Source organism: Pseudonocardia hydrocarbonoxydans (assembly GCF_006539565.1).
Taxonomy (GTDB): domain Bacteria; phylum Actinomycetota; class Actinomycetes; order Mycobacteriales; family Pseudonocardiaceae; genus Pseudonocardia; species Pseudonocardia hydrocarbonoxydans.
Map to the genome: position 1 here is coordinate 1 of NZ_BJNG01000047.1, position 22,044 is coordinate 22,044.

The 22,044-nt window shown below is 74.4% G+C and carries 22 protein-coding genes and 2 pseudogenes; 11 read left to right on the forward strand and 13 right to left on the reverse strand.

Annotated features, from left to right (window positions below; translation table 11 throughout):
• Positions 1 to 113 precede the first annotated feature (113 nt).
• From PHY01_RS27815 to PHY01_RS26725, 5 genes are all read right to left on the reverse strand, one after another.
• Positions 114 to 716: a response regulator transcription factor gene (locus PHY01_RS27815; RefSeq protein WP_281283707.1), complete on the reverse strand. Its 603-nt coding sequence runs from the start codon at positions 714 to 716 to the stop codon at positions 114 to 116.
• Entirely contained in the window at positions 713 to 1,822 is a 1,110-nt protein-coding gene (locus PHY01_RS27820; protein ID WP_141282079.1) for a sensor histidine kinase, read from the reverse strand. The genes PHY01_RS27815 and PHY01_RS27820 overlap by 4 nt, the downstream gene beginning before the upstream one ends.
• The gene (locus PHY01_RS23725) at positions 1,819 to 2,565 is read right to left on the reverse strand and encodes an ABC transporter permease (protein WP_141282081.1); all 747 of its coding nucleotides are present in this window, start codon (positions 2,563 to 2,565) and stop codon (positions 1,819 to 1,821) included. The genes PHY01_RS27820 and PHY01_RS23725 overlap by 4 nt, the downstream gene beginning before the upstream one ends.
• Positions 2,562 to 3,455, reverse strand: coding sequence for an ABC transporter ATP-binding protein (locus tag PHY01_RS23730; protein ID WP_141282083.1), 894 nt, complete (start codon positions 3,453 to 3,455; stop codon positions 2,562 to 2,564). Before PHY01_RS23730 ends, PHY01_RS23725 begins: the two co-directional genes overlap by 4 nt.
• 68 nt (positions 3,456 to 3,523) lie before the next feature.
• Positions 3,524 to 3,679 carry a hypothetical protein gene (locus PHY01_RS26725; RefSeq protein ID WP_170183955.1) on the reverse strand — a complete coding sequence of 52 codons (156 nt, stop codon included), beginning with the start codon at positions 3,677 to 3,679 and terminating at the stop codon, positions 3,524 to 3,526.
• A 71-nt stretch (positions 3,680 to 3,750) separates the two neighbouring features.
• On the opposite strand from PHY01_RS26725, the gene PHY01_RS23735 reads away from it, so the two are divergent.
• Positions 3,751 to 4,716 (forward strand): GlxA family transcriptional regulator, encoded by a 966-nt coding sequence (locus tag PHY01_RS23735; protein WP_141282085.1) that lies wholly within the window; start codon positions 3,751 to 3,753, stop codon positions 4,714 to 4,716.
• Here PHY01_RS23735 and PHY01_RS23740 read toward each other — a convergent pair.
• Positions 4,700 to 5,785 (reverse strand): sensor domain-containing diguanylate cyclase, encoded by a 1,086-nt coding sequence (locus tag PHY01_RS23740; RefSeq protein ID WP_141282087.1) that lies wholly within the window; start codon positions 5,783 to 5,785, stop codon positions 4,700 to 4,702. The two genes, PHY01_RS23735 and PHY01_RS23740, sit on opposite strands and share 17 nt — an antisense overlap.
• Positions 5,786 to 5,860: 75 nt before the next feature.
• On the opposite strand from PHY01_RS23740, the gene PHY01_RS23745 reads away from it, so the two are divergent.
• From PHY01_RS23745 to PHY01_RS23765, 5 genes are all read left to right on the forward strand, one after another.
• On the forward strand, positions 5,861 to 6,637 hold the full coding sequence (locus PHY01_RS23745) for an enoyl-CoA hydratase-related protein (protein WP_141282089.1): 777 nt from the start codon (positions 5,861 to 5,863) through the stop codon (positions 6,635 to 6,637).
• On the forward strand, positions 6,634 to 7,983 hold the full coding sequence (locus tag PHY01_RS23750) for an FAD-dependent oxidoreductase (RefSeq protein WP_141282091.1): 1,350 nt from the start codon (positions 6,634 to 6,636) through the stop codon (positions 7,981 to 7,983). The genes PHY01_RS23745 and PHY01_RS23750 overlap by 4 nt, the downstream gene beginning before the upstream one ends.
• Before the next feature lie 115 nt (positions 7,984 to 8,098).
• Positions 8,099 to 9,856: an acyl-CoA dehydrogenase gene (locus PHY01_RS23755; protein ID WP_141282093.1), complete on the forward strand. Its 1,758-nt coding sequence runs from the start codon at positions 8,099 to 8,101 to the stop codon at positions 9,854 to 9,856.
• A 33-nt stretch (positions 9,857 to 9,889) separates the two neighbouring features.
• Entirely contained in the window at positions 9,890 to 10,126 is a 237-nt protein-coding gene (locus PHY01_RS23760; protein ID WP_174824154.1) for a type II toxin-antitoxin system Phd/YefM family antitoxin, read from the forward strand.
• Positions 10,123 to 10,545, forward strand: a complete 423-nt coding sequence (locus PHY01_RS23765; protein ID WP_246086114.1) for a type II toxin-antitoxin system VapC family toxin — start codon at positions 10,123 to 10,125, stop codon at positions 10,543 to 10,545. Before PHY01_RS23760 ends, PHY01_RS23765 begins: the two co-directional genes overlap by 4 nt.
• A 4-nt stretch (positions 10,546 to 10,549) precedes the next feature.
• Here the strand turns inward: PHY01_RS23765 and PHY01_RS23770 are convergent, their stop codons facing one another.
• The 5 genes from PHY01_RS23770 to ctaE all read right to left on the reverse strand — a co-directional run bounded on the left by PHY01_RS23770 (position 10,550) and on the right by ctaE (position 15,390).
• Positions 10,550 to 10,825 (reverse strand): hypothetical protein, encoded by a 276-nt coding sequence (locus PHY01_RS23770; protein WP_141282095.1) that lies wholly within the window; start codon positions 10,823 to 10,825, stop codon positions 10,550 to 10,552.
• Positions 10,826 to 11,086: 261 nt separating this feature from the next.
• Positions 11,087 to 12,799 carry a cytochrome bc1 complex cytochrome b subunit gene (gene qcrB / locus PHY01_RS23775; RefSeq protein ID WP_141282097.1) on the reverse strand — a complete coding sequence of 571 codons (1,713 nt, stop codon included), beginning with the start codon at positions 12,797 to 12,799 and terminating at the stop codon, positions 11,087 to 11,089.
• Positions 12,796 to 13,929 carry a cytochrome bc1 complex Rieske iron-sulfur subunit gene (gene qcrA, locus PHY01_RS23780; protein WP_141282099.1) on the reverse strand — a complete coding sequence of 378 codons (1,134 nt, stop codon included), beginning with the start codon at positions 13,927 to 13,929 and terminating at the stop codon, positions 12,796 to 12,798. The genes qcrB and qcrA overlap by 4 nt, the downstream gene beginning before the upstream one ends.
• Positions 13,926 to 14,759: a cytochrome bc1 complex diheme cytochrome c subunit gene (gene qcrC / locus PHY01_RS23785; RefSeq protein WP_141282101.1), complete on the reverse strand. Its 834-nt coding sequence runs from the start codon at positions 14,757 to 14,759 to the stop codon at positions 13,926 to 13,928. Before qcrC ends, qcrA begins: the two co-directional genes overlap by 4 nt.
• A 28-nt stretch (positions 14,760 to 14,787) precedes the next feature.
• Positions 14,788 to 15,390: an aa3-type cytochrome oxidase subunit III gene (gene ctaE / locus PHY01_RS23790; protein WP_141282103.1), complete on the reverse strand. Its 603-nt coding sequence runs from the start codon at positions 15,388 to 15,390 to the stop codon at positions 14,788 to 14,790.
• Between the two features lie 94 nt (positions 15,391 to 15,484).
• Here ctaE and PHY01_RS23795 point away from each other — a divergent pair, with 94 nt between their 5' ends.
• Together PHY01_RS23795 and trpD are read left to right on the forward strand one after the other, a co-directional pair.
• Positions 15,485 to 15,919, forward strand: a complete 435-nt coding sequence (locus tag PHY01_RS23795) for a hypothetical protein (protein ID WP_141282105.1) — start codon at positions 15,485 to 15,487, stop codon at positions 15,917 to 15,919.
• Between the two features lie 6 nt (positions 15,920 to 15,925).
• Complete coding sequence (gene trpD, locus PHY01_RS23800) at positions 15,926 to 16,966, forward strand: anthranilate phosphoribosyltransferase (RefSeq protein ID WP_141282107.1); 1,041 nt, start codon at positions 15,926 to 15,928, stop codon at positions 16,964 to 16,966.
• Between the two features lie 967 nt (positions 16,967 to 17,933).
• On the opposite strand, the gene PHY01_RS23805 is transcribed toward trpD, so the two are convergent.
• Positions 17,934 to 18,212 carry an Lrp/AsnC family transcriptional regulator gene (locus PHY01_RS23805; RefSeq protein ID WP_141282109.1) on the reverse strand — a complete coding sequence of 93 codons (279 nt, stop codon included), beginning with the start codon at positions 18,210 to 18,212 and terminating at the stop codon, positions 17,934 to 17,936.
• Positions 18,213 to 18,260: 48 nt separating this feature from the next.
• Positions 18,261 to 19,973, reverse strand: coding sequence for a DEDD exonuclease domain-containing protein (locus PHY01_RS23810; RefSeq protein WP_141282111.1), 1,713 nt, complete (start codon positions 19,971 to 19,973; stop codon positions 18,261 to 18,263).
• A gap of 59 nt (positions 19,974 to 20,032) precedes the next feature.
• Between PHY01_RS23810 and PHY01_RS23815 the strand changes: the two genes are divergently transcribed.
• The 3 genes and pseudogenes from PHY01_RS23815 to PHY01_RS23820 all read left to right on the forward strand — a co-directional run.
• Positions 20,033 to 21,346: an NYN domain-containing protein gene (locus PHY01_RS23815; RefSeq protein WP_141282113.1), complete on the forward strand. Its 1,314-nt coding sequence runs from the start codon at positions 20,033 to 20,035 to the stop codon at positions 21,344 to 21,346.
• A 109-nt stretch (positions 21,347 to 21,455) separates the two neighbouring features.
• Positions 21,456 to 21,722: pseudogene (locus PHY01_RS28295) on the forward strand (IS110 family transposase); the annotation flags it as partial.
• Between the two features lie 62 nt (positions 21,723 to 21,784).
• A pseudogene (locus PHY01_RS23820) lies at positions 21,785 to 22,044 on the forward strand (hypothetical protein); the annotation flags it as partial.

The window sequence follows — 22,044 nt, forward strand, 5'->3', positions numbered from 1 at the left end:
CGCGCGAGTCCCCGTTCTCCGTCCGCGGGTACTCCGGAACCCGCGTGGACTCACACGCGGGTTCCGGGGACTCGCGGACGGGATTCGGGGGACTCGCGGGGTGGGGGGCGGGGTCAGAGCCAGCCGCAGTCGCGGGCCACGCGGGCGGCCTCGATGCGGTTGCGCACCCCGAGCTTGGTGATCGCCGTCGACAGGTAGTTGCGGACGGTGCCCTCGGCGAGGAACAGGGTGCGCGCGATCTCGCCGTTGGGCAGGCCGTCGGCGGCCAGGCGCAGGACGTCGCGCTCCCGGTCGGTCATCGGGTCGGCGGCGTCCCACGCCGCGACGGCCAGCGCCGGGTCGATCACGCGCTCGCCCGCGTGCACCCGCCGGATGGTGTCGACGAGCCGGTCGACCGGCGCGTCCTTGAGCACGTAGCCCGCGACCCCGGCGTCCATCGCGCGGCGCAGGTAGCCCGAGCGCGCGAAGGTCGTGACGATCACCAGCCGGGTCCGCCCGCCGGCCAGGTCGGCGGCCACCTCCAGCCCCGTGGCGCCGGGCATCTCGACGTCGGTGACCAGCACGTCCGGGTCGTGGGCGCGCACCGCGGCCAACGCCGACGGCCCGTCGACGGCGGTGGCGACGACGTCGAGGTCGGGTTCCATCGCCAGCAGCCGCGCGAACGCCCCGAGCACCATCGCCTGGTCCTCGGCCAGCACCAGCCGGATCGGGCTCACCGGGCCACCACCGCGGGCAGCTCCACCGTGAGCGACGTGCCGCCGGTGCCCCGCCTGCGCAGCTCGCCGCCGAGCTGGGCGACGCGCTCGCGCATCCCGGTGAGCCCGTTGCCGTCGGTCGCCGAGCCGCCCACCCCGTCGTCGACGACCTCGAGCTCCACCTGCCCGCCGTCGGCCCCCGCGACGTGGCGCAGGGTGACCGTGCAGCGCCGCGCCCGGGAGTGCCGCACGACGTTGGTGACGGCCTCGCGCAGCGCGAGCGCCAGCGCGGTCTCCGCCGTCGGGACGAGCGTGACGGCGGCGTCGCGCACCACCACCAGCTCCACCCCCGCGGCCCGCAGCGCGTCGCGGGCGACGGCCACCTCGTCGTCGAACTCGACGAACCGCCATCCCGAGACCGTGGCCCGCACCTCGGTCAGGGCCGCCCGCGCGGCCTGCTCGACCTCGGCCATCTCGGCGACCCCGGCGTCGACGTCGCCGCGGGCGAGGCGCTGGGCGAGCTGGGAGCGCACGACGATGCCGGTGAGGGTCTGGCCGAGCAGGTCGTGCAGGTCGCGGGCGATGCGCTCGCGCTCGGACAGCGTGGCGGCGTACTCCACGCGGGCCCGGTGGAAGCGGGCCTCGCGCTCGGCGTCGACGCCCTCGACCGTGAGCAGCCCGATCACCCAGATCAGGGCGAGCGAGGGGGCGAAGGCCATGATCCGGTACGGGAACGGGATGGAGGACACCAGCGCGATCGCGCCGAGCAGGGCCGTGAGCCCGGCCAGCCACCGGACGGCGCTGCGCCGCGACAGGAACGAGCCCGCGAAACCGGCGGCGTAGACCAGCAGCACGCTCGCGCCCGAGTTGAACGGGACGGCGGCCACGGCCAGCAGCGTGGTGACGGGTGCGGCCCAGCGCCGGGCGGGGCCGTCGCGCAGCTCCACGGCCAGGTAGAACGGCACGAACAGCACCACGACGGTGGCCGCGACGGCCCACTGCAGCGGCCGGTCGCGGTCGTCGAAGATCGGCTGGAAGAACAGCATCGACAGCCAGAACAGTGTCCACAGCGTGGAGGCGGGCCAGCGCCGCGGCGAGCCCTCCCACCAGCGGCGCAGCTCGCTCATACCCGCAGGTTACGGTAGGCGAGCCCGGCGGCCAGGGCACCGAGCGCGGTCGTCAGCAGCACCGCCAGCAGGTGCCCGAGCGCGGCGGCGCCGGTCAGCTGGGCCTGCGCGAGCAGCGCGAGGTGGTAGGTCGGCAGGTACGGCGCGACCGCCTGCACCCATCCCGGCATGATCTCCAGCGGGATCCACAGCCCGGACGCCAGCACCATCGGGAACAGCACCGCGTTGAGGATCGCCGCGGTCGCGTTCGACGACGCCACGAACCCGACGGCGAGCCCGAACAGCGCGAACGGCAGCCCCCCGAGCACCAGCACGGCCACCAGCCGCAGCCACGTCACGACGTCGAGCACCGGCCCGGCGATGAGCAGCGACGCCACGCTCATCGCGACGATCACGCCGAGGGCGTAGGGCAGGGCCGCGACGACGCGGGCGGCCAGCGACACCCCGATCGGCGTCGCCGAGACCATCTTCACGCGCAGCCAGCCCCGCGTGCGGTCCTCGGCGACCCCGATCCCGGGGTTGAGCAGCATCACCGACACCACGCCGAAGGCGCCGTAGGTGGCCAGCGAGGTCGCGGCGTAGGGGAGCTCGCCGACGGCCTGCTCGCGGCCGAAGATCGAGGTGAACAGCGCGTAGAAGCCGACGGGCATGAGCACGGAGAAGAACAGGGCGGTGGGCTCGCGCAGGATCGCGCGCAGGCCCTCGCCGATCTCGACGCGGAGCACCGGTGCGTAGGTGGTCATGCCGGCACCTGCTCCCCGGTGAGCGAGACCAGCGCCTGCTCCAGGCCGGCGCCCTCGACGCGCAGCCCGCTCAGCGTCCGGTCGAGCGCGAGCCACCCGCGCAGCACCTGCTCGGGTTCGGTGGTCCCGACCTGCACGCGGTCGCCGTCGCGGCGCACCGTCCGGACGCCGGGCAGCGCGCGCAGCGTCACCTCGTCGACGGCGGTGCGGGCGCTGACCGTGCGGTCGGGCAGCAGGGCCGCCAGCCCGGCGGGGGTGTCCGCGGCGACGACCCGGCCGCGGTGCAGCACGACCACGCGGTCGGCCACGGCGGCGGCCTCCTCGACGATGTGGGTCGTCAGCACCATGCCGACGCCCGCGTCGCGGCGCCGGGCGAGGATCTGCCAGAACGCGCGCCGCGCGGTGACGTCGAGGCCGACGGTGGGCTCGTCGAGCAGCAGCAGGGCCGGGTCGCCGACCAGCGCCATCGCCAGCCCGACGCGCTGGCGCTGCCCGCCCGACAGCTTCGCCGCCCGCCGGGGCCGCAGGTCGGACACGCCGATCTCGGCGAGCACCGGCCCCACCGCCGACGCCGTGCGCCCGGCCCGCACCGCGGCACCGCGCACCAGCTCGCCGACCGTCTCGGTGTTCGGGAAGCCCATCGTCTGCTGGACGACGCCCAGGTCGCGCCGGGTCGCCGCGCGCCGGGGGTCGCCCCCGCACACCGCGACGCGGCCCCGCTGCCGGGCCAGCAGCCCGGTGGCGAGCCCGATGAGCGTCGTCTTCCCCGCGCCGTTCGGGCCGAGGAGCGCGACGCACTCCCCGGCCCGGACCCGCAGGTCGACGCCGTCGAGGGCGACGTGCGGGCCGTAGCGGTGGTGCACGCCGTCGATGTCCAGTACCTCGGTCATGGAGGTACTGTCCCGCGCCCCGGCGCCGCCCGGCAGTGGCCCCGGTCAGTGGCGAGGGCTGACAGATGTCACAGGTGCACGTCGGCTCGCGAGCAGGCCATGGCGCGGAGCTCGGCGAGCTGCCGGTCACGGTCGTAGGCGGACAGGAGGGGTCGGGCCGGCCGGGCCGCGGAGAGCCACACGGCGAGGCCGAGGAGGAGGAGGACGACTGCTGCGGTGGTCATGGCAGTAAGTGTCCGCTCATCAAGATGACGCCACCAGTGGCAGAGAAGACACCTATCGGTAAGATGCTGCCATGCTCCGCTCCGTCGCCGCACTCGTGCTGCCCGTCGTCTCGCCGTTCGAGTTCGCGACGCTGTGCGAGGTCTTCGGCGTCGACCGCACCGCCGACGGCCTGCCCCCCATCGACCTGCGGATCTGCGGTCCCGTCGCCGGGGAGCCGCTGCGCACCTCCGTCGGCATGTCGGTGGTGCCCGACCACGGGCTCGACGCGCTGGCGGGCGCCGACCTCGTCGCCGTGGCCGCCACCCACGCCCGCGAGTTCGCCCCCGAGGTCCTCGACGCGCTGCGTGCCGCCGCCGCGGCGGGCGCGACGATCCTCAGCGTCTGCTCGGGCTCGTTCGTCCTCGGCGAGGCCGGCCTGCTCGACGGGCGGCGCTGCACCACCCACTGGATGCACGTCGACGAGCTGAGGGCGCGCTACCCGCGCGCGGTCGTCGACCCCGACGTCCTGTTCGTCGACGACGGCGACGTGATCACCAGCGCCGGCACCGCCGCCGGGATCGACGCCTGCCTGCACGTGGTGCGCCGGGAGCTGGGCAGCGCGGTGGTCAACACGATCGCGCGGCGGATGGTGGTGGCGCCCCAGCGCGAGGGCGGGCAGCGGCAGTTCGTCGAGCAGCCGGTCCCGGCGTGCACCGCCGACGGCCTCGCGCCCGTGCTGGACTGGGCACTCGAGCACCTCGACGAGGAGCACACCGTCGCCGGGCTGGCGCGGCGCGCCCGGATGTCGGACCGCAGCTTCGCGCGCCGCTTCGTCGCCGAGACCGGCACCACGCCCCACCGCTGGCTCACCCTGCAGCGGGTGCTGCTCGCCCAGCGGCTGCTGGAGGACACCAGCCTGGGCGTCGACGACGTGGCGCGGCGCAGCGGGTTCGGCACCGGCGCGCTGCTGCGCCACCACTTCCGCAAGGTCGTCGGCGTCTCCCCGGTCGACTACCGGCGCACCTTCCGCGGCGCTCCCGCTACACGAGCAGGCTGACGCGGCGCCCGCCGTCGACCTGCGCGACGAGCCGGTCGACGGGCAGCGGCCGCTCGCGCGTGACGGTCGCCGCGGCCGTGGCGGGCAGGGCGACGAACGGGTACTGCTGGTCGAGCCCCGACACGCGCGTGCACACCTCGTCGCACAGGCCCAGGACGTCGGACTCGCGCCACGACGGGAGCACGGCCAGGAAGTCCTCGCGGCCCAGCCGGACCACGCGGTCGCTGGGCGTCAACAGCTCCTGGATGCTGCGGGTGATGCCCTGCAGCGTGGCGAGCTCGGCGCGCAGCCCGTACTTCGCGCGCAGCGCCGCCACCCCCGGCACCCGCAGCAGCACCAGCCCGACCGGGAGCCCGGCGCCCAGGCCCGCGGTCCAGCGGGCCAGGAACCGCTCGGTGTGCAGGCCGGTGCGGGGGTCGCGCTCGGCGACGTCGTCGTGGTGCCCGACGGCCGCGTCGAGGCGGGTCTGCAGCCCCGCGCGCTCGCGGACGCCCGCGTCGACGCGGTCGGCCAAGAAGCGCAGCGGCACGTTCCACCGGTCCTGGTGGCGCGGCTCCGGCGCGGCGAGCACGGCGTGCAGCACCTCGTCGATCGCCTCGACGGTCTCGGCAGGCAGCGTCAGTTGCGCGCGCAGCCGCAGGATCTCGCGGTAGGCGTCGGCGCGCACGAACGACCAGTACCCCTGGAACCGGCGCCCCTCCTCCAGCGTGTGGGCGCCCGCGTCGACGCGCTCCTGGTCGACCGCGACCAGCGTGGCCCCGCCGTTCGGGCCGAGCACCGTGACGCTCCACTCGCGCGCGAGGTCCTCGTCCTCGGCCAGCAGGACGTGCCGGACGCCGGGCGGCAGCTGCGGCGGGAAGTCCTCGACCAGCCCGACGAGGGTGACGGAGCTGCGCGCCGCGATGTCGGTGTAGACCTCGGTCTCGCGGCGGAAGTAGGACAGCCGCTGGAACATCGCGACGACGACCAGCGGGGCGCCGGGCTCGGCGGCCAGCGCGAACCGTTCGATCGCGTGCGAGAGCTCCACGAGCACGCGTTTGCTCAGGATCGTGCCGTCCGGGAGCGCCATGACGCCGGAGAGTAGCCCCACGATTACCTGAACTCGTTCGGCCGAACGGATGGACTCGACCGTTAGGGTCAGGTCATGGAGCCCGTGCTGGCCGAGACCGACGACGCCGGCGTGCGCACCCTGACGTTCAACCGGCCCGAGCGGCGCAACGGCTGGGGCGAGGACATCGAGGAGGCCTACTACGGCCACCTGTCCGCGGCGGCCGCCGACCCGGTGGTGCGCGCGGTCGTCGTCACCGGTGCCGGGTCGACGTTCTGCCCCGGCGCCGACCTGGGCCGCCTCGACGGGCTCGCACAGGACGGCGCGGTGCTGCCGCACAGGTCGGTGGCCGTGCCGCGCGAGTTCCCGAAGCCGCTGATCGGCGCGATCAACGGGGCGTGCGCGGGCGTCGGGCTGGTGCAGGCCCTGTTCTGCCATGTCCGCTTCGCCGCCGACACCGCCCGCTTCACCACCGCGTTCGCCCGCCGCGGGCTCGTCGCCGAGTACGGGATCGCCTGGACCCTGACGCGCCTGGTCGGCACCGAGAACGCCACCGACCTGCTGCTCTCGGCCCGGGTGTTCGACGCCGCGGAGGCGCACCGGCTCGGGCTGGTCAGCCGGGTCGTCCCGCGCGACGACGTGCTCGCCGCCGCACAGGCCTACGCCCGCGATCTCGCCCTGCACTGCGCCCCGCGGGCCGTCGCGGTGATCGCCGCCCAGCTGCGCGAGGCCGCCGACTCCACCTACGAGGAGGCGCTGGCCAGCGCCTTCGCCCACGTCGACCGCTTCATCGGCGGCCCCGACCTGCGCGAGGGGGTGGCGTCGTTCGTCGAGAAACGGGCGCCCCGCTTCCTGCCACTGGAGGAGTCGTGAACTTTCGCGTCGCGGTGATCGGGGCCGGCCCGTCGGGGCTCTACGCGGCGGCGGCGCTGCTGTCGTCGGGGGAGCCGGTGAGCGTCGAGGTGCTCGACCGGCTGCCCGCCCCCTACGGCCTGGTCCGCTACGGCGTGGCGCCCGACCACGTCAAGATGAAGTCGGTCATCCGGGTGCTGCAGAAGCCGTTCGATCCGGCCGATGTCGAGTTCCTGGGCGGGGTCCGGATCGGTGACGGCGGGATCCCGCTCGACGAGCTGCGCACCCACGTCCACGCGGTCGTGCACGCCACCGGGTCCTCGGTCGACCGCGACCTCGGAGTGCCGGGGGAGGACCTCGCGGGCTCGTACGGGTCGGGCGAGTTCGTCAGCTGGTACTGCGGCCACCCCGACTTCACCGGCCTCGACCCGGCGCTGGACCACCCGGGCGTCGCCGTCGTCGGGGCCGGCAACGTCGCGCTCGACGTCGCCCGCGTCCTGGCGAAGGCGCCCGACGAGATGGCCGCCACCGACGTCCCCGGCCCGGTGCTCGACGCGCTGCGCGGCAGCGCCGTCCGCGACGTGCACGTGCTGGTCCGCCGCGGTCCGCAGCACGTCCGGTTCACCCCGGCGGAGCTGCGCCAGATCGGCGACCTGGCCGATGCGCAGGTCGTCGTCCACGACGACGGGCTGCTGGCCGCGGGCGTCGAGGAGCCCGACGACCGGCGGCAGAAGCAGAACCTGGCGATGCTCACCGACTGGGCCGCCCGCCCCCTCGGCGGGGCCCGCCGCCGGATCCACCTGCGGTTCCTGCGGTCCCCGGTCCGGCTGCTCGGCGCGGACGGACGGGTGTCCGGGATCGTCGTGGAGCGCACCGCGCTCGACGCCTCCGGGCGCGTGGTCGGCACCGGCGAGGAGCAGACCCTCGACGTCGGGCTCGTCGTGCGCGCCATCGGCTACGCGGGCGAGCCGATCCCCGGCCTGCCCTTCGACGAGGCCACCGGCACGGTCCCGAACGAGGGCGGGCGGGTGGTGCGCGACGGCGTCCCGGTGCCCGGCGCCTACGTGACGGGCTGGATCAAACGCGGCCCGACCGGCGTCATCGGCACCAACAAGGGCGACGCGCAGGAGACCGTCGCGGCGCTGCTGGCCGACCTGCCGACCCTCCCGGCCCCCGCCCACCCGGAGCCGGAGGCCCTGCGCGACGCCCTGGCCGCCCACGGCATCCGCCCCGTCGACTGGACGTCGTGGCTGCGCCTGGACGCCGAGGAGGTCCGCCGCGGCGGGCTGCGCGGCGCCGAGCGCGTGAAGGTCGCGGAGCTGGCCGAGATGCTCGACGCGGCCCACGGCGCCACCACCACCCCCTGACCCGCGAGTTTGCCGATCCCGCCCGGCGAGTTTGCCGATCGTGTGCGCCGGCCCCGGGCAGCGATGGACAATTCGGTGTGCGTGGACGGCAAACTCGCGGGTTAGCCTCGGGGCCGTGCGTTCCCTGCTGCTGTCCCGCCGCGACCTCGACTTCCTGCTCCACGACTGGCTCGACGTCGGCGCCCTGACCGCGCGGGAGCGGTTCGCCGAGCACTCCCGCGAGACCTTCGACGCCGTGCTGGACCTCGCGGAGCAGGTGGCCACCGAGCGGTTCGCGCCGTACAACCGGGCCGCCGACGTGGCCGAGCCCGAGTTCGACGGCGAGCGGGTGCACATGATCCCCGAGGTCGGGAAGGCGCTGGAGGCGTTCGCCGGCACCGGGATCCTGTCGGCCGCGATGGACGCCTCGGTCGGGGGGATGCAGCTCCCGCAGACCGTGGCGCAGGCCTGTTTCCTGTGGTTCCAGGCGGCCAACGTGGGCACCTCGGCCTACCCGTTCCTCACCATCGCCAACGCCAACCTGCTGCTCGCCCACGGCTCCCCGGAGCAGATCGCGACGTGGGTCGGCCCGATGCTGGAGGGCCGGTTCTTCGGGACGATGTGCCTGTCGGAGCCGCAGGCGGGGTCGTCGCTGGCCGACATCACCACCCGCGCCGAGCCCTCCGACGACGGCACCTTCCGCCTGCGCGGCAACAAGATGTGGATCTCCGGCGGCGACCACGACCTGTCCGAGAACATCGTCCACCTGGTGCTGGCCAAGATCCCCGGCGGGCCGGCGGGGGTGCAGGGGATCTCGCTGTTCATCGTGCCCAAGGTGCTGGAGAACGGGGAGCGCAACGACGTCTCGCTCGCCGGGGTCAACCACAAGATGGGCTACCGCGGCACCGTCAACACGCTGCTGAACTTCGGCGAGGGGCGGCACACCCCGGGCGGCGCGGCCGGGGCCGTCGGGTACCTGGTGGGGGAGCCGGGCCAGGGCCTGGCCCTGATGTTCCACATGATGAACGAGGCGCGCGTCGGCGTCGGCGGGGGAGCGGCCGCGCTCGGCTACACCGGCTACCTGCACGCGCTCGACTACGCGCGCACCCGCGTCCAGGGCCGCCGCGACGGGCGGCCGGTGCCGATCGTCGAGCACCCCGACGTCGCCCGGATGCTGCTCGCCCAGAAGTCCTACGCCGAGGGCGCGGTCGCGCTGATCCTCTACTGCGCGCGCCTGCTCGACGAGGAGCGCACCGCGGCCTCCGACGTCGAGCGCGCCCGCGCCCACCTGCTGCTCGACACGCTCACCCCGATCGCCAAGAGCTGGCCGTCGCAGTGGTGCCTCGCGGCCAACGACCTCGCGATCCAGGTGCACGGCGGCTACGGCTACACCCGCGAGTACGCCGTGGAGCAGTTCTGGCGCGACAACCGCCTCAACATGATCCACGAGGGCACGCACGGCATCCAGGGTCTCGACCTGCTGGGCCGCAAGGTCCGCCTGCACGACGGCGCCGGCCTGCGCCTGCTGCTGGAGACGATCGACGCCGCCGTCGGGCGCGCCCGGGCGGCCGGCCTCACCGGGGAGGCCGACGCCGTCGGCGCCGCGGCCGCGCGGGTCGGGGAGGTGACGGCCGTGCTCTGGGGCGCGGGCGACCCGGCCGTCACGCTGGCCAACTCCTCGACCTACCTGGAGGCGGTCGGGCACGTCGTCGTCGCCTGGATGTGGCTGGAGCAGCTGGTGGCCGTCGGCGACCGCACCGGCGACTTCCACAACGGCAAGCGCGCCGCCGCCGCGTACTTCCTGCGCCACGAGCTGCCCCGCACCGGCCCGCAGTTCGCGCTGCTGGAGAGCCTGGACCGCACCACCCTCGACGTCCGGTCCGCCTGGTTCTGAGGGGCCATGTCTCACCGGTGATACGCTGGTGCGATGGACGAGGTGACGATCCGCGATCTCCGTAACCACGGTGGCGACGTGATGAGCCGTGTGGAGCGGGGGGAGACGGTGCTCGTGACACGGGCCGGCGTACCCGTCGGTGAGCTGCGTCCGCTGCCCCGGCCCCGGCTCACGGCCGACTCTCTGCTCCTGCGGTGGCGCCACGTCCCCGCCGTCGACCCGGTGACGTTCCGCGCCGACCTGGACGACGTGCTGGACCCCACCCTGTGACGACCTCCGCGGGCCGGGGGCTGCTCGACACCAGCACGGTCATCATGCTCCCCAGGCTGACCTCGACGGACGGCCTGCCCGCCGAGCCGCTGATCTCCGCGGTCACGCTGGCCGAGTTGTCGGTAGGGCCACTGGTGGCCACGACCGAGCACGAGCGGGCCGCACGTCAGACGGTGCTGCAGCAGGCCGAGGCGGACTTCGACCCGCTCCCCTTCGACGCCGCGGCCGCTCGCGCGTTCGGTCGGGTCGCGGCCGCGCTGCGGCGAGCCGGCCGGAAGCCGCAGGCCCGGGCCTACGACGCGCTGATCGCCGCGGTGGCCGTGGCGCACGACCTGCCCGTGCACACCTGCAACCCCGACGACTTCGCGGCGATCGACGACCTGCGCGTGGTGACCGTGCCGGTGCCACCCGCCCGGTAGCCGATCAGCAGGGCTCGACGGAGACGACCCCGAGCAGCGTGCACAGGCGGTCGGCGAACGACGCCTCCTCGGCCCGCGTGAGCGAGACCGTGCAGGTGACGGAGCTGTACGGGACGCCGTCGCGGACGTCGGCGGTGAAGTCGCGGACGGGGTAGCCACAGGCGCGCAGCGCGTCGCCGATGCGCAGGATGCCCTCCATGCCGGCCGTGGTGACGATCTCGTGGCGGCGCGGGACGCGGGGGGTCCAGGTGGTGCGGGGGGAGTGGTCGAGAACGGTCATCGTGGGCTCCGGGGGTCCGAGGGAACGGGGACCCGAGCCAGGCCTCGGTGAGAGGAGGAGCGGCGCGCCGGCGGCCTGGCTCAGCCGACGCGCGGCGGTACGGCCGCGTCGAGGGCGAGGAGGGAGCGCATGTGGAGCACACTAGCGCGTCCGTGTGGCGGCGGCCACCCGGCCTCCCCCTGCGGTGGGGATCATGCCGACGGAACGCGGAAGGCCCCGCCGGGTGTCCGGCGGGGCCTTCCGTTCCGTGCGAGCGTCGGGTCAGTCCTCGGGGTCCTTCGGGCGACCGCCGTCGGGGCTGCCGGCGAGCTCCTTCTGCCCGGTGCGGGCCGCGCGCTCGTCGTCGCCCGAGTGGCCGGCGTGCAGGGCCGCCTCGGCCGCGGCCTCCTCGGCCCGTGCCTTCTCCAGCGCCAGGGTCTCCTCGCGCGGGTCGGGCGTCATCAGCGAGCCGGCGACGGGCTTGCCGCCCATGCCGAGCTGGTTCATCCGCTTGGGCACCGGGGCGCCCTGGTAGGCGAGCGGGATCGGGTGCCCGTGGGCGTCGACCCCGGCGAGGGGCTGGTGCACCTCGATGAACTCACCGTGCGGGAGGCGCTTGATGATGCCGGTCTCGATGCCGTGTTCCAGCACCGCGCGGTCGCCCTTCTGCAGACCGATGCAGATGCGGTAGGTGACCCAGTACGCGATGGGCGGCAGGATCAGCAGGCCGATCCGGCCCATCCACGTGGTGGCGTTGAGCGACACGTCGAAGAAGAACGCGAACCAGTCGTTGGCCGAGCTGATCAGCAGCACCATGTAGAACGTGATCGCCATCGCGCCCAGCGACGTCCGGACCGGCACGTCACGGGGCCGCTGCAGCAGGTTGTGCAGCGCCGTGTCCTTCGTGAAGCGCGCCTCCAGCCACGGGTAGGCACCGGCGACGACGAAGATCAGCGGCAGGAACACCGCGGTCGGGAAGAACACCGCGGGCACGGTGTAGTTGCCCAGGTAGATCTCCCACGCCGGCCAGAGCCGGGCCATGCCGTCGGACCAGCCCATGTAGAAATCGGGCTGCGACCCCGCCGAGATCTGCGACGGGTTGTACGGGCCCAGGTTCCAGATCGGGTTGATCTGCAACAACCCGCCCATCATGCCGACGACGCCGACGAACACCGCGAAGAACGCGCCGCCCTTGGCCGCGAAGGCCGGCAGGATCCGGACGCCGACCACGTTCTTCTCGGTGCGGCCGGGACCGGGGAACTGGGTGTGCTTCTGGTACCAGACCAGCCCGACGTGCACCGCGATCAACGCGAGCAGGATGCCCGGCAGCAGCAGCACGTGGATGATGTAGAGCCGCGGGATGATCTCGGTGCCCGGGAACTCCCCGCCGAACAGCGCCCAGTGCGTCCAGGTGCCGATGACCGGCACCGAGAGCGTGATGCCCGAGGCGATGCGGAGACCGGTGCCCGAGAGCAGGTCGTCGGGCAGGGAGTAGCCGGTGAAGCCCTCGAAGGTGCCGATGAAGATCAGCAGCACTCCGATGACCCAGTTGGCCTCGCGGGGCTTGCGGAAGGCGCCGGTGAAGTAGGTGCGGAACATGTGGGCGATCATCGCGGCCATGAACAGCAGCGCGGCCCAGTGGTGGACCTGCCGGACGAACAGCCCGCCGCGCACCTCGAAGGAGATGTCGAGGCTGCTTTCGTAGGCGCGGGTCATGTGGACCCCGCGCAGGTTCTCGAACGCCCCGTCGTAGGTGACCTCGGCCATCGAGGGGTCGAAGAACAGCGCCAGGTAGGTACCGGAGAGCAGCAGTACGATGAAGCTGTAGAGCGCGACCTCGCCGAGCATGAACGACCAGTGCGTCGGGAAGACCTTGTTGAACTGCTTCCGCATGCCGGCTGCGGGGTGGTACCGCTGGTCGGCCCCGTCGAGGGCCCCGGCGACCAGGGCGTTGCCGCCCCCGCCGGACGTGGTCGGCGTCGTGATCGAGCTCATGATCTCCGCTCCCAGAAGGCCGGTCCGACGGGTTCCATGTCACGGGTGGCGACGAGGTACCCCTCGTCGTTCACTGTAATGGCCAGCTGCGGAAGCGACCTGGTGGCCGGACCGAAGACCGGCCGCGCGTACTCCGTGGCCAGGAACTGGCTCTGGTGGCACGGGCACAGGATGCGCTGGCTCTGCGTCTCGTACAGCGAGGTCGGGCAGCCCAGGTGCGTGCACAGCTTGGAGTAGGCGTAGAAGTCGCCGTAGTGGAAGTCCTCCTGGCCCGCCCGCTTGACCGTCTCGGTGCCGGGGCGCAGGCGGATCAGCATGACCGGGTTGTCCGAGCGGCGCAGCGCACGCAGCAGCGCCTCCTCGTCGCCGCGCTCCGACTCGCGGAACGGGAAGACCGTCTCCATCGAGCCCGGGTCCTGGTCCTCCGGGCGGACCAGCGAGATCTCCTCCGGTATGCCGGTGTCGCGGCGCAGGTAGACGGTCTCGCCGTCGACGGCGCGCCACCCGGTGGTCCACAGGGCCGCCTGGTCGCCGCCCTCCCACGGGTTGCGCACGAGCGGGGCGACCGCGGCGATGCCCAGCCCGAGGCCGAACACGCCCGCCGCGCCGCCCGCCGCGCGGGTGATCAGCTTGCGGCGCCCGATGCCGGTGTCCTGGCCCGCCTTCTGCAGCTGTGCGATGACGGTGCGGCGGTCGACCTCGTCGGAGACGCCGTCGTGGCGCTGCTGCACCGACACCTCGTCGGGGAAGAACTTCTTGACGTAGGAGATGACGCCGACACCCAGGGCCAGCACGGCGAGCCCGAAGGTGCCGCCGATGACCGGGGTGTAGAGGGCGTAGACCTGGTAGCCCGGGTCCGACGGCGGCACGTACTCGTAGGGCCAGAAGACGAACGCCGCGAGGAAGGCCAGCCCCGACAGCGCCGAGATGGCGAACCACAGGGCGACGGCCCGCTCGGCCCGCTTCTCGGCGCGGGTGCCGGGGATCGGGAACTTGCGCTGGTTGTGGACGATCTCGACGTCGTCGAGGTTCGCCGCCAGCGTGGCGAGCTGGTCCGGCGTCATGTCGTCGAGCTCGGCCGGGGCGGGGCGGCGGACCCCGCTCGGGTGGTCCTGTTCGGAGAGGGTCATGACTTGGCTCCCAGCCACAGCGCGAATCCGATCAGCCCGGCGAGGCCGACGATGAAGGCGACGAGGCCTTCCGAGACCGGGCCGATGCCGCCGAGACCGGCACCACCGGGGTTGGCGACGTCGCCGGACACCGACTTGATGTAGGCGATGATGTCCCGCTTCTCCTCCGGCGTGAGCTGCCGGTCGGAGAACTTGGGCATGTTCTGCGGGCCGGAGAGCATCGCGGTGTAGATCGCGGTCTCGCTGGCCGGGTCGAGCGTGGGCGCGAACTTGCCCGAGGACAGCGCGCCGCCGCGGCCGGTGAAGTTGTGGCACGACGCGCAGTTGAGCCGGAACAACTCGCCGCCGCGGGCCGGGTTCTCCCCGCGCAACGCATCACCGCTGGCCTCCGGCCGGACCGGGCCGCCGCCGTTGGCCTGGATGAAGGCACCCAGCGCATCGAGGTTGGCCTGGCCCTGCTCGGTGGCGGGGTCGAACTCGGGGCGTGGGGGCTTGCGGATCGCCTGGGCCTCCTGGCGGGCCAGCGGCATGCGGCCGGTGGAGACCTGGAAGTAGGTGGCCGCGTCGCCGACGCCGATCAGGCTGGGCCCGCGGTCGGTGACGCCCTGCAGGTTCGCTCCGTGACAGGTGATGCAGGCGTTGTTGTAGAGCACCTGGCCCTGCGCCAGCAGTGCCGTGTCGGCCTCTTGGGCCTGGGCGACCTGCGGCGCCGGGGTGGCTGCCACATAGAGCCCGCCGGCGGCCACGAGGCCGATGCCCAGCGCCATCGCGCCCGCGAGGCGGCGGCGGAACCGCGTACGCGCCCCGCGCTTGTTCGGTGTGGTGGTCATCTGCGCGCCCTCGGGTAGTTCCGGCATGTCAGCGAATGAAGTAGATGACGGCGAACAGACCCACCCACACCACGTCGACGAAGTGCCAGTAGTACGACACCACGATCGCGGCGGTGGCCTGCTGCGGGGTGAACTTGCTCAGCTTCGTGCGGATGAGCAGGTACACGAACGCCACGAGGCCGCCGATGACGTGCAGGGCGTGGAACCCCGTCGCCATGTAGAACACGCTGCCGTACGCGCTGGAGGCGAGCGTCGTGTCGTATTCCCGGACCAGCACGCTGTACTCGTAGGCCTGCCCGAGCACGAAGAACGTGCCCATCGCCAGCGTGAGCAGGTACCACCGGCGCAGGCCGAAGACGTCACCCCGCTCGGCGGCGAACACCCCGAACTGGCAGGTGAACGACGACGCCACCAGGACGATCGTCACCGCCAGCGCGTAGGGCACGTTGAGTTCGGTCGGGGCCGGGGGCCATTCGCCCTCGTTCTGTGCGCGCGCGGTGAAGTAGATCGCGAAGAGTCCGGCGAAGAACATCAGCTCGCTGGACAGCCAGACGATCGTGCCGACGCTGACCAGGTTGGGCCGGTTCAGCGAGTGGATCCGCGCGCTGATGTTGGGAGCCGCTGTCGTCACCCGGGCATTATGACCCCCAATCAACTTCTACAGCCTGTCGGGGACCCAACGGGTTCTCGTTCGCACGCGGCGGGCGCGGTCTAGAGTTCCGCGCGTGAACAGCCCCGTCGCCCGTGAGGCCCTGACCGTGCTGGTGCTCAGCCACCGGACCGAGGTCCGGGAGGCCATCGTCAACGCCGTCGGACGGCGCCCGGCGCCCGATCTCGGGCGCGTCACGTTCCTGGAGGCGAGCGGCATCGCCGAGGTGCTCGCGGCCGCCGACGCCGGATCGGTCGACCTCGCGATCCTCGACGGCGAGGCTCAGCCCACCGGCGGGATGGGCATCTCGCGGCAGCTGAAGAACGAGATCACCGACTGCCCGCCGATCGTCGTCACGGTCCGCCGCCGCGACGACCGGTGGCTGGCCACCTGGTCGCAGGCCGACGCCGTGCTCGTGCACCCGCTCGACCCCATCGCCGCCGCCGAGGTCGTGGCCGACGTGCTGCGCCGCGCACAGGCCGGCGAGCTGCCCGCCGTCTCCCGCGGCTGAGCACCGGTGGCCGACCTGCGGACCTGGCCCGCGCTGCTGGGCAGCCTGATCCGGGGCCAGGACCTCGACGCGGGCGACACCGCCTGGGTGATGGACCGCGTCCTGTCCGCCGAGGCCACGCCCGCCCAGCTGGCCGGGTTCCTGGTCGCGATGCGGGCCAAGGGCGAGACGGCCGCCGAGATCACCGGGCTCGCCGAGACGATGCTCGCCCACGCGAGCCGCTTCACGGTGCCCGTCCGCGCCGTCGACGTCGTCGGCACCGGCGGTGACCAGGCCCACACCGTCAACATCTCCTCGATGTCGGCGGTGGTGGTCGCCGCGGCCGGGGCGCCGGTTGTCAAGCACGGGGGGCGGGCGGCGTCCTCGGCCAGCGGCACCGCCGACGTGCTGGAGGCGCTCGGCGTGGCCATCGACCTGCCCGCCGAGGGGGTGGCCGAGTGCGTGGCGCGGGCCGGGATCGGGTTCTGCTTCGCGCCGGTGTTCCACCCCGCGATGCGCCACGCCGCGGGCACCCGCCGCGAGCTCGGCGTGCCCACCGCGATGAACGTCCTGGGCCCGCTGACCAACCCCGCCCAGCCCGCCGCGTCGCTGATCGGGTGCGCCTTCCCGACGATGCCGCCGGTGATCGCCGACGTCCTCGCCGCGCGCGGGGCGGCGGCGCTGGTGGTGCGCGGCGACGACGGGCTCGACGAGCTCACCACCGCCGCGACGTCCACGGTGTGGGTGGTGGCAGGCGGCGCGGTCCGGGTGGAGACGCTCGACCCCGCCGACCTCGGCATCGCCCGCGCCACCCACGACGACCTGCGCGGCGGCGACGCGTCGGTCAACGCCGGGGTGTTCCGCGAGCTGCTGGCCGGGAAGGGCGGGCCGGTGCGCGACGCGGTGCTGCTCAACTCCGCCGCGGCGCTGGTGGCCTTCGACGGTCCCGGCCCGTCGCTCGTCGACGAGCTGCGCGCGGCCCTGCCCCGCGTGGCCGCCGCGATCGACTCCGGCGCGGCCGAGCGCCTGCTCGCCCGCTGGGCCGAGGTCTCGACGGCGCTGCGCTGAGCTGTACCCGTGCGGTGGGTGCCGGTGGCGTCGGCACCGAGCCGGTCCCGCCGCAGCGCCGCCGGGTGTGCCGGTCGTCGTGGTTCTGCTGGGCCGAGACACTCCGCGGCGAGGGTGCTGTTCCGCCGTAGTGGTGCTTCCTGTGTGGTACTGCTCCGTGACGGTCGGCGGTGCCGTTGCCGTGCGGGCGTTGGCATTCCCCGCGGTGGTGACGGCGGCGCCGCAGAGGACTGCCGGCCGGTGCCGTGGTCCTGTGGACTCCCGTGTCGGGTCGGGCCTCGTGATCGACGTCCGGGAACCGGGAGCGCGCTGGAGCCCGTTGACGGTTCCGGTCCGGTGATCATGGTTGGTAGGGCTACCGCACCGGTCCGCTCGCGAGGGGGTGCGTGGGGCGAGCCTCCGGCGACAGGGTGGATCGGCTCGGCGCCGGGGTGTCGGACCCGGATCTCGGGGGCCCGGGCGGCCGGCGTGCCGGATCGCCGGGGCTGTGGGAGTTGCCGCGGGCCCGCGTTTCCCAGGGCCGGTGCGTGCTGCGGTGACCGCGCCGCGGGGTTCCGGGGTTGCGGTGCCGGTAGGTCGGGCAGCACGGGGCGGACCAGGGCCGGCCGGTCGGGCGTGGTGGAGGTGAGCCGGGCCTGGACGGTGGTGTCGCGGTCAAGGTGCCGGGCGTGCCCCCTGCGCGCTGGTGATCGACATCTCGGAACCGGGAGCGTGCTGGAGCCCGGTACCGGTTCCGACTCGGTGATCACCGGCAGGCGCCGTGTCGCGGCATGTCGTGCCACCGGGAGCCGCACCGCCCGGATCGCGCGCGCCGCCCATCCCGGCCCCGGACGGTGACGGTCCGGCACCCCCTGAGCCGCCGCCCCGCCCCGTGAAGTGTGTGCCGCCCCGCCCCGCCCCGCCCCGCCCCGGGACGGGCGCCCCGCCCCGCCCGTGACGGACGCATCGCCCGGCCCCGTGACGGGCGTCAGTCCAAGCCGGCCGAGAAGGTGGACTCGGTGTCGGCGCGGGAGTAGGAGCGGAAGGCGATGTGGGTGTCGGTGCGCCGCACGCCCTCGACCTTGCTCAGCCGTCCGGCGATGATCTCGGCGAGCTGGTCGTGCTGGGCGACCTTCACCACCGCGATCAGGTCGACGTCGCCCGCGCAGGAGTAGACCTCGCTGACGCCGTCGAGGTCGGCGATGGCCTGGGCCGTCTCCGGGATGCGGTCGGCGGCGGTGTGCACCATGACGATCGCGGTGATCACGGGCGGGCTCCTGGGGGTCGGCGGTGGTGTCCCGGACGGTAGTCGCCGTCAGTCGGGCACCTCCAGCGGGCGGGCGCGCTCCGCCCAGGCCGTCCAGGACGGGGCGCCGCGGGCGGGCTCGGACCACAGCGGCTCGCTGTGCACCAGGCGGGTGCCACCGGTGGCGAGCCAGCGGTGCAGCAGCCGCACCTCCTCGTGGGGCGCGCCGTGCAGCGGGCCGGGCCCGGTGAGCACGGTCTGCGCGCCGAGGCGCAGCGCGTCGATCACGGGCATCGGGGCGACGCCGCGGGGCGCGACCCCGGCGGCGGCGAGCCGTCCGTGGCGCAGGACCGCGACCTCCCAGCCGCCGCGCCCGTCGGGACGGGCGCCGACCAGCTCCGTGACCCGGGCGAGCGCGGCGAGACGCTGGGTGCCGGCGAGCGCCCGGATCAGGTCGGCGAGCCGGTCGCGGCGGGCGGCGGCGTCCTCGAAGCGCTCCCGCGCCGCCAGTGCGTCGACGGCGTCGGCGAGGCGGCGCAGCGCGGCGTCGTCGCGGCCCTCGACCAGGGCCGCCAGCGCGTCGACGGCGGGGGCGTACTCGGCGACCGGTTGCAGCCCGGCGCACGGCGCCGCGCACCGCCCCAGCTCGTGCAGGGCGCACGGGGTGGCCACCGGGCGCAGCGGGATCCGCGGGGTGCAGGGCCGCAGCGGGACGGCGTCGAGCAGCGTGTCGACCGCGGCGGTGGCCGCGCCGCGCGACCGGAACGGGCCGAGCGCGCCGTCGCACGGGGTGGTGACGACCGACAGTCGCGGGAACGGCTCGACCGTCGTGGTGACCCACCAGCCCCGGTGCGGGTTGCGGGAGCGCCGGTTGTAGCGGGGGCGGTGGGCGGAGATCAGGCGCAGCTCGCGCACGGAGGCCTCCAGCGCGTGCGCGCAGACCACGGTGTCGACGCGCTCGGCGAGCGCCACCATGTCGCGCACCCGGCGCCTGCGCTCCCCGGCGGTGAAGTAGCTGCGGACGCGGCGGGCCAGGTCGCCGCTGGTGCCGACGTAGAGCACCTCGTCGCGCGGGCCGCGGAACAGGTACACCCCCGGCGCCGACGGGACCCCGCGCGCCAGCGTGCGCTTGCGCCGCTGCCCCGTGGTGGGCCGGTGCGGTGCGGAGTCCTTCGCCAGCGCGAGCAGCTCCTCGAGGCTCTGCACCCCGAGGTTGCCGATGCGCTCCAGCAGGTGGTGGAGCACCTCGACGGTGGCGGCGGCGTCGTCGGGGGCGCGGTGGTTGGGCGTGGTGGTGGTGCCGAACAGCCGCGCCAGCGCGCCCAGCCGCACGCTCGGCGCCTCCTCGCGGGGCAGCACCGCCCGGGCCAGGCGCGCGGTGCACAGCACCGGCGGGCGCGGCCAGGCCAGCCCGTGACGCTCACAGGCCGCGCGCAGGAAGCCGGTGTCGAAGGGGGCGTTGTGCGCCACCAGCACCGCGCCGCGCAGGAACTCCAGCAGCGCGGGCAGCACCGCGGCGACCGGCGGGGCGGCCCGCACCATCGCGGTGGTGATCCCGGTGAGGGCGACGATGCCCGGAGGGATGCCGACCCCGGGGTCGACCAGCGTGGACAGCTCGCCGACCCGCTCCCCGCCGCGCACCTTGAACGCCCCGATCTCGGTGATCGCGTCGGCCTTCGCCGAGCCGCCGGTGGTCTCCAGGTCGAGCACCACGAACGTGACCTCGCGCAGGGGCGTGCCCAGCTCGTCGAACGAGAGCTGGCTCACCGGGGGAGCGGTCACGGCGCGGGACGCTAGCGGGGCACCCCGACAGAACCGGCGACCGCGGATAACCTGGTGCGATGTCCGGGACGCCAGGCGCCGACGGGGGGGACCCCGTGGAGTGGTCGCGCCTGCCCGAGGCGGTGCGCGCCCGGCTCGCCGACGTCGCGGCCACCGCCGTCGGCGGGATGCCGGCCACCGAGGTGCCGGTGCCGCTGCGCCGCCTGGCCCGGTTCACCCCGGCCAAGCGCGCGAAGCTGGGGGCGCCTGCGCTGCTGGCCGAGCTCGACTCCTCGACGGTGTTCCGCACGGCCGTCGTCGCCTGGTGGGACGAGCACCGGCCCGGCGAGCTGACCGCCGACGCCGACGACGCGCTGACGGCCGCGGCCGCCGCGGTGCTGGTCGGGGACGTCGCGGCGGCCGAGGTGGTGGCCGCGGCCGCACACCGCGGCGACGTGGGGGAGCTGCGGGCCGAGCGCGACGCGGCGCTGTCACGCGTCGACAAGCTGACCACCGAGCTGGAGCGGCTGCGCGGCGAGCTCGGCGAGGCCCGCGCGCAGGCCCGGTCGGCCGGCGAGCAGCGCGACACGGAGTACCAGCAGCTGCGCAGGCGCGTGTCGGAGCAGGGCGCGAAGCTGCGCGCCGCCCTCGACGGGCGCGCGGCCGCCGACCGGGCCGTGGAGGAGCTGCGCGCGTCGGGGGCCGCCGAGCTGGCCGCCGCCCGCGCCGCCGCCGACGCCGAGCGGGCCCGGGCGGACGCCGAGCGCAGGCGGGCCGACCGGGCGGCCACCGAGGTCGCGTCGGCCCGGCAGGCCGTACGCGAGGCCCGCCAGGCCGACGAGGTGCGCCTGGGCCTGCTCGTCGACACCCTGGGCGGCGCCGTCGCGGGGCTGCGCCGCGAGCTGGCACTGGGCGGCGGGGGCCCGCGGCCCGGCGACCTGGTGACGGGGGCGGGCGCGGCGGCCGGGGGCGGGGCCGTCGACGGGCTCGCCGCACTGGACGCCCTGCTCGCCGTGCCCACGGTGCACCTGGTCGTCGACGGCTACAACGTCAGCAAGACCGGCTACCCGGAGCTGACGCTGGCCGACCAGCGCACCCGCCTGGTCGGGCAGCTCGCGGCGCTGGCCGCGCGCACCGGGGTGGAGGTCACCGTGGTGTTCGACGGGGCGGGGGTCGTCGCGGCGCCGGTGCGCGGGACGCGCGGGGTGCGGGTGCTGTTCAGCGACAAGGGCGTCATCGCCGACGACGTGATCCGGGCCCTGGTGGCCGCGGAGCCGCAGGGCCGGCCGGTGCTGGTGGCCACCTCCGACGCCGAGGTGGTGCGCTCGGTGCAGCGACGCGGGGCCTACACGGTGCCCTCTACGGCCATCCTGACGCGCCTGGTGCGCGGCTGAGCCGACCCTGGGGGACGGAACCTGATGCGATGAAGGAGCGGGGCCTCCGCTCCTCGTGGGTCCCCGGTCATGCTCGGGGTGCTCATGGTTCACGACAAGGGAGGCCCCTGTGAGCACATGTTACGAGCCCCAGATCGTCGGGATCGACCTCCATCGGAGGCACACGGCGATAGTGCGGAGGAGCGCGGCCGGGGAGCGGTTGGGGACGATGGCACGGATTCCGTCCACCGCCGAGGTGCTGCGCCGGGAGATGGCCGCCGCCGGTGATACGCCCCGGGTGGTGCTGGAGGCGACCTACGGCTCGTACTGGGCGGTGGAGGCTCTGCAGGAGCTGGGCGCGCAGGTGCACCTGGCGCACCCGTTGGCGGTGAAGGGGTTCACCTACCGGCGGGTAAGAACGACTAGCGTGACGCGGCGGATCTGGCTGATCTGCCGCGGATGGGTCGGCTCCCGGAGGCGCACATCGCTCCGGCCCCGGTGCGGGCGTTGCGGGAGTTGGTGCGCTACCGGGCCAAGCTCGCCCGGTGGCGGTCATCGGTCAAGTCCTCGGTGCACGCGGTGCTGGCCAAGCGCGGTGTCGCGGTGACGATGTCGGATCTGTTCGGGGTCGAGGGCACCGCGCTGCTCGACTCGCCGGCGCTGGAACCGGCGTATGCGTCGCGGGTGTCGTTGCTGCGCGGGCTGCTCGCGGTCCTCGA

Excerpts from the sequence above, each read along its gene's own strand:
- PHY01_RS23735 (WP_141282085.1), top strand. The coding sequence starts at position 3,751 with ATGCTCCGCTCCGTCGCCGCACTCGTGCTGCCCGTCGTCTCGCCGTTC.
- PHY01_RS23815 (WP_141282113.1), top strand. The coding sequence starts at position 20,033 with ATGTCCGGGACGCCAGGCGCCGACGGGGGGGACCCCGTGGAGTGGTCG.
- PHY01_RS23770 (WP_141282095.1), bottom strand. The coding sequence starts at position 10,825 with ATGACCGTTCTCGACCACTCCCCCCGCACCACCTGGACCCCCCGCGTC.
- qcrC (WP_141282101.1), bottom strand. The coding sequence starts at position 14,759 with ATGACCACCACACCGAACAAGCGCGGGGCGCGTACGCGGTTCCGCCGC.
- PHY01_RS23730 (WP_141282083.1), bottom strand. The coding sequence starts at position 3,455 with ATGACCGAGGTACTGGACATCGACGGCGTGCACCACCGCTACGGCCCG.
- PHY01_RS26725 (WP_170183955.1), bottom strand. The coding sequence starts at position 3,679 with ATGACCACCGCAGCAGTCGTCCTCCTCCTCCTCGGCCTCGCCGTGTGG.
- PHY01_RS23725 (WP_141282081.1), bottom strand. The coding sequence starts at position 2,565 with ATGACCACCTACGCACCGGTGCTCCGCGTCGAGATCGGCGAGGGCCTG.
- PHY01_RS23760 (WP_174824154.1), top strand. The coding sequence starts at position 9,890 with ATGGACGAGGTGACGATCCGCGATCTCCGTAACCACGGTGGCGACGTG.
- qcrB (WP_141282097.1), bottom strand. The coding sequence starts at position 12,799 with ATGAGCTCGATCACGACGCCGACCACGTCCGGCGGGGGCGGCAACGCC.
- PHY01_RS23745 (WP_141282089.1), top strand. The coding sequence starts at position 5,861 with ATGGAGCCCGTGCTGGCCGAGACCGACGACGCCGGCGTGCGCACCCTG.
- qcrA (WP_141282099.1), bottom strand. The coding sequence starts at position 13,929 with ATGACCCTCTCCGAACAGGACCACCCGAGCGGGGTCCGCCGCCCCGCC.
- PHY01_RS23740 (WP_141282087.1), bottom strand. The coding sequence starts at position 5,785 with ATGGCGCTCCCGGACGGCACGATCCTGAGCAAACGCGTGCTCGTGGAG.
- PHY01_RS27820 (WP_141282079.1), bottom strand. The coding sequence starts at position 1,822 with ATGAGCGAGCTGCGCCGCTGGTGGGAGGGCTCGCCGCGGCGCTGGCCC.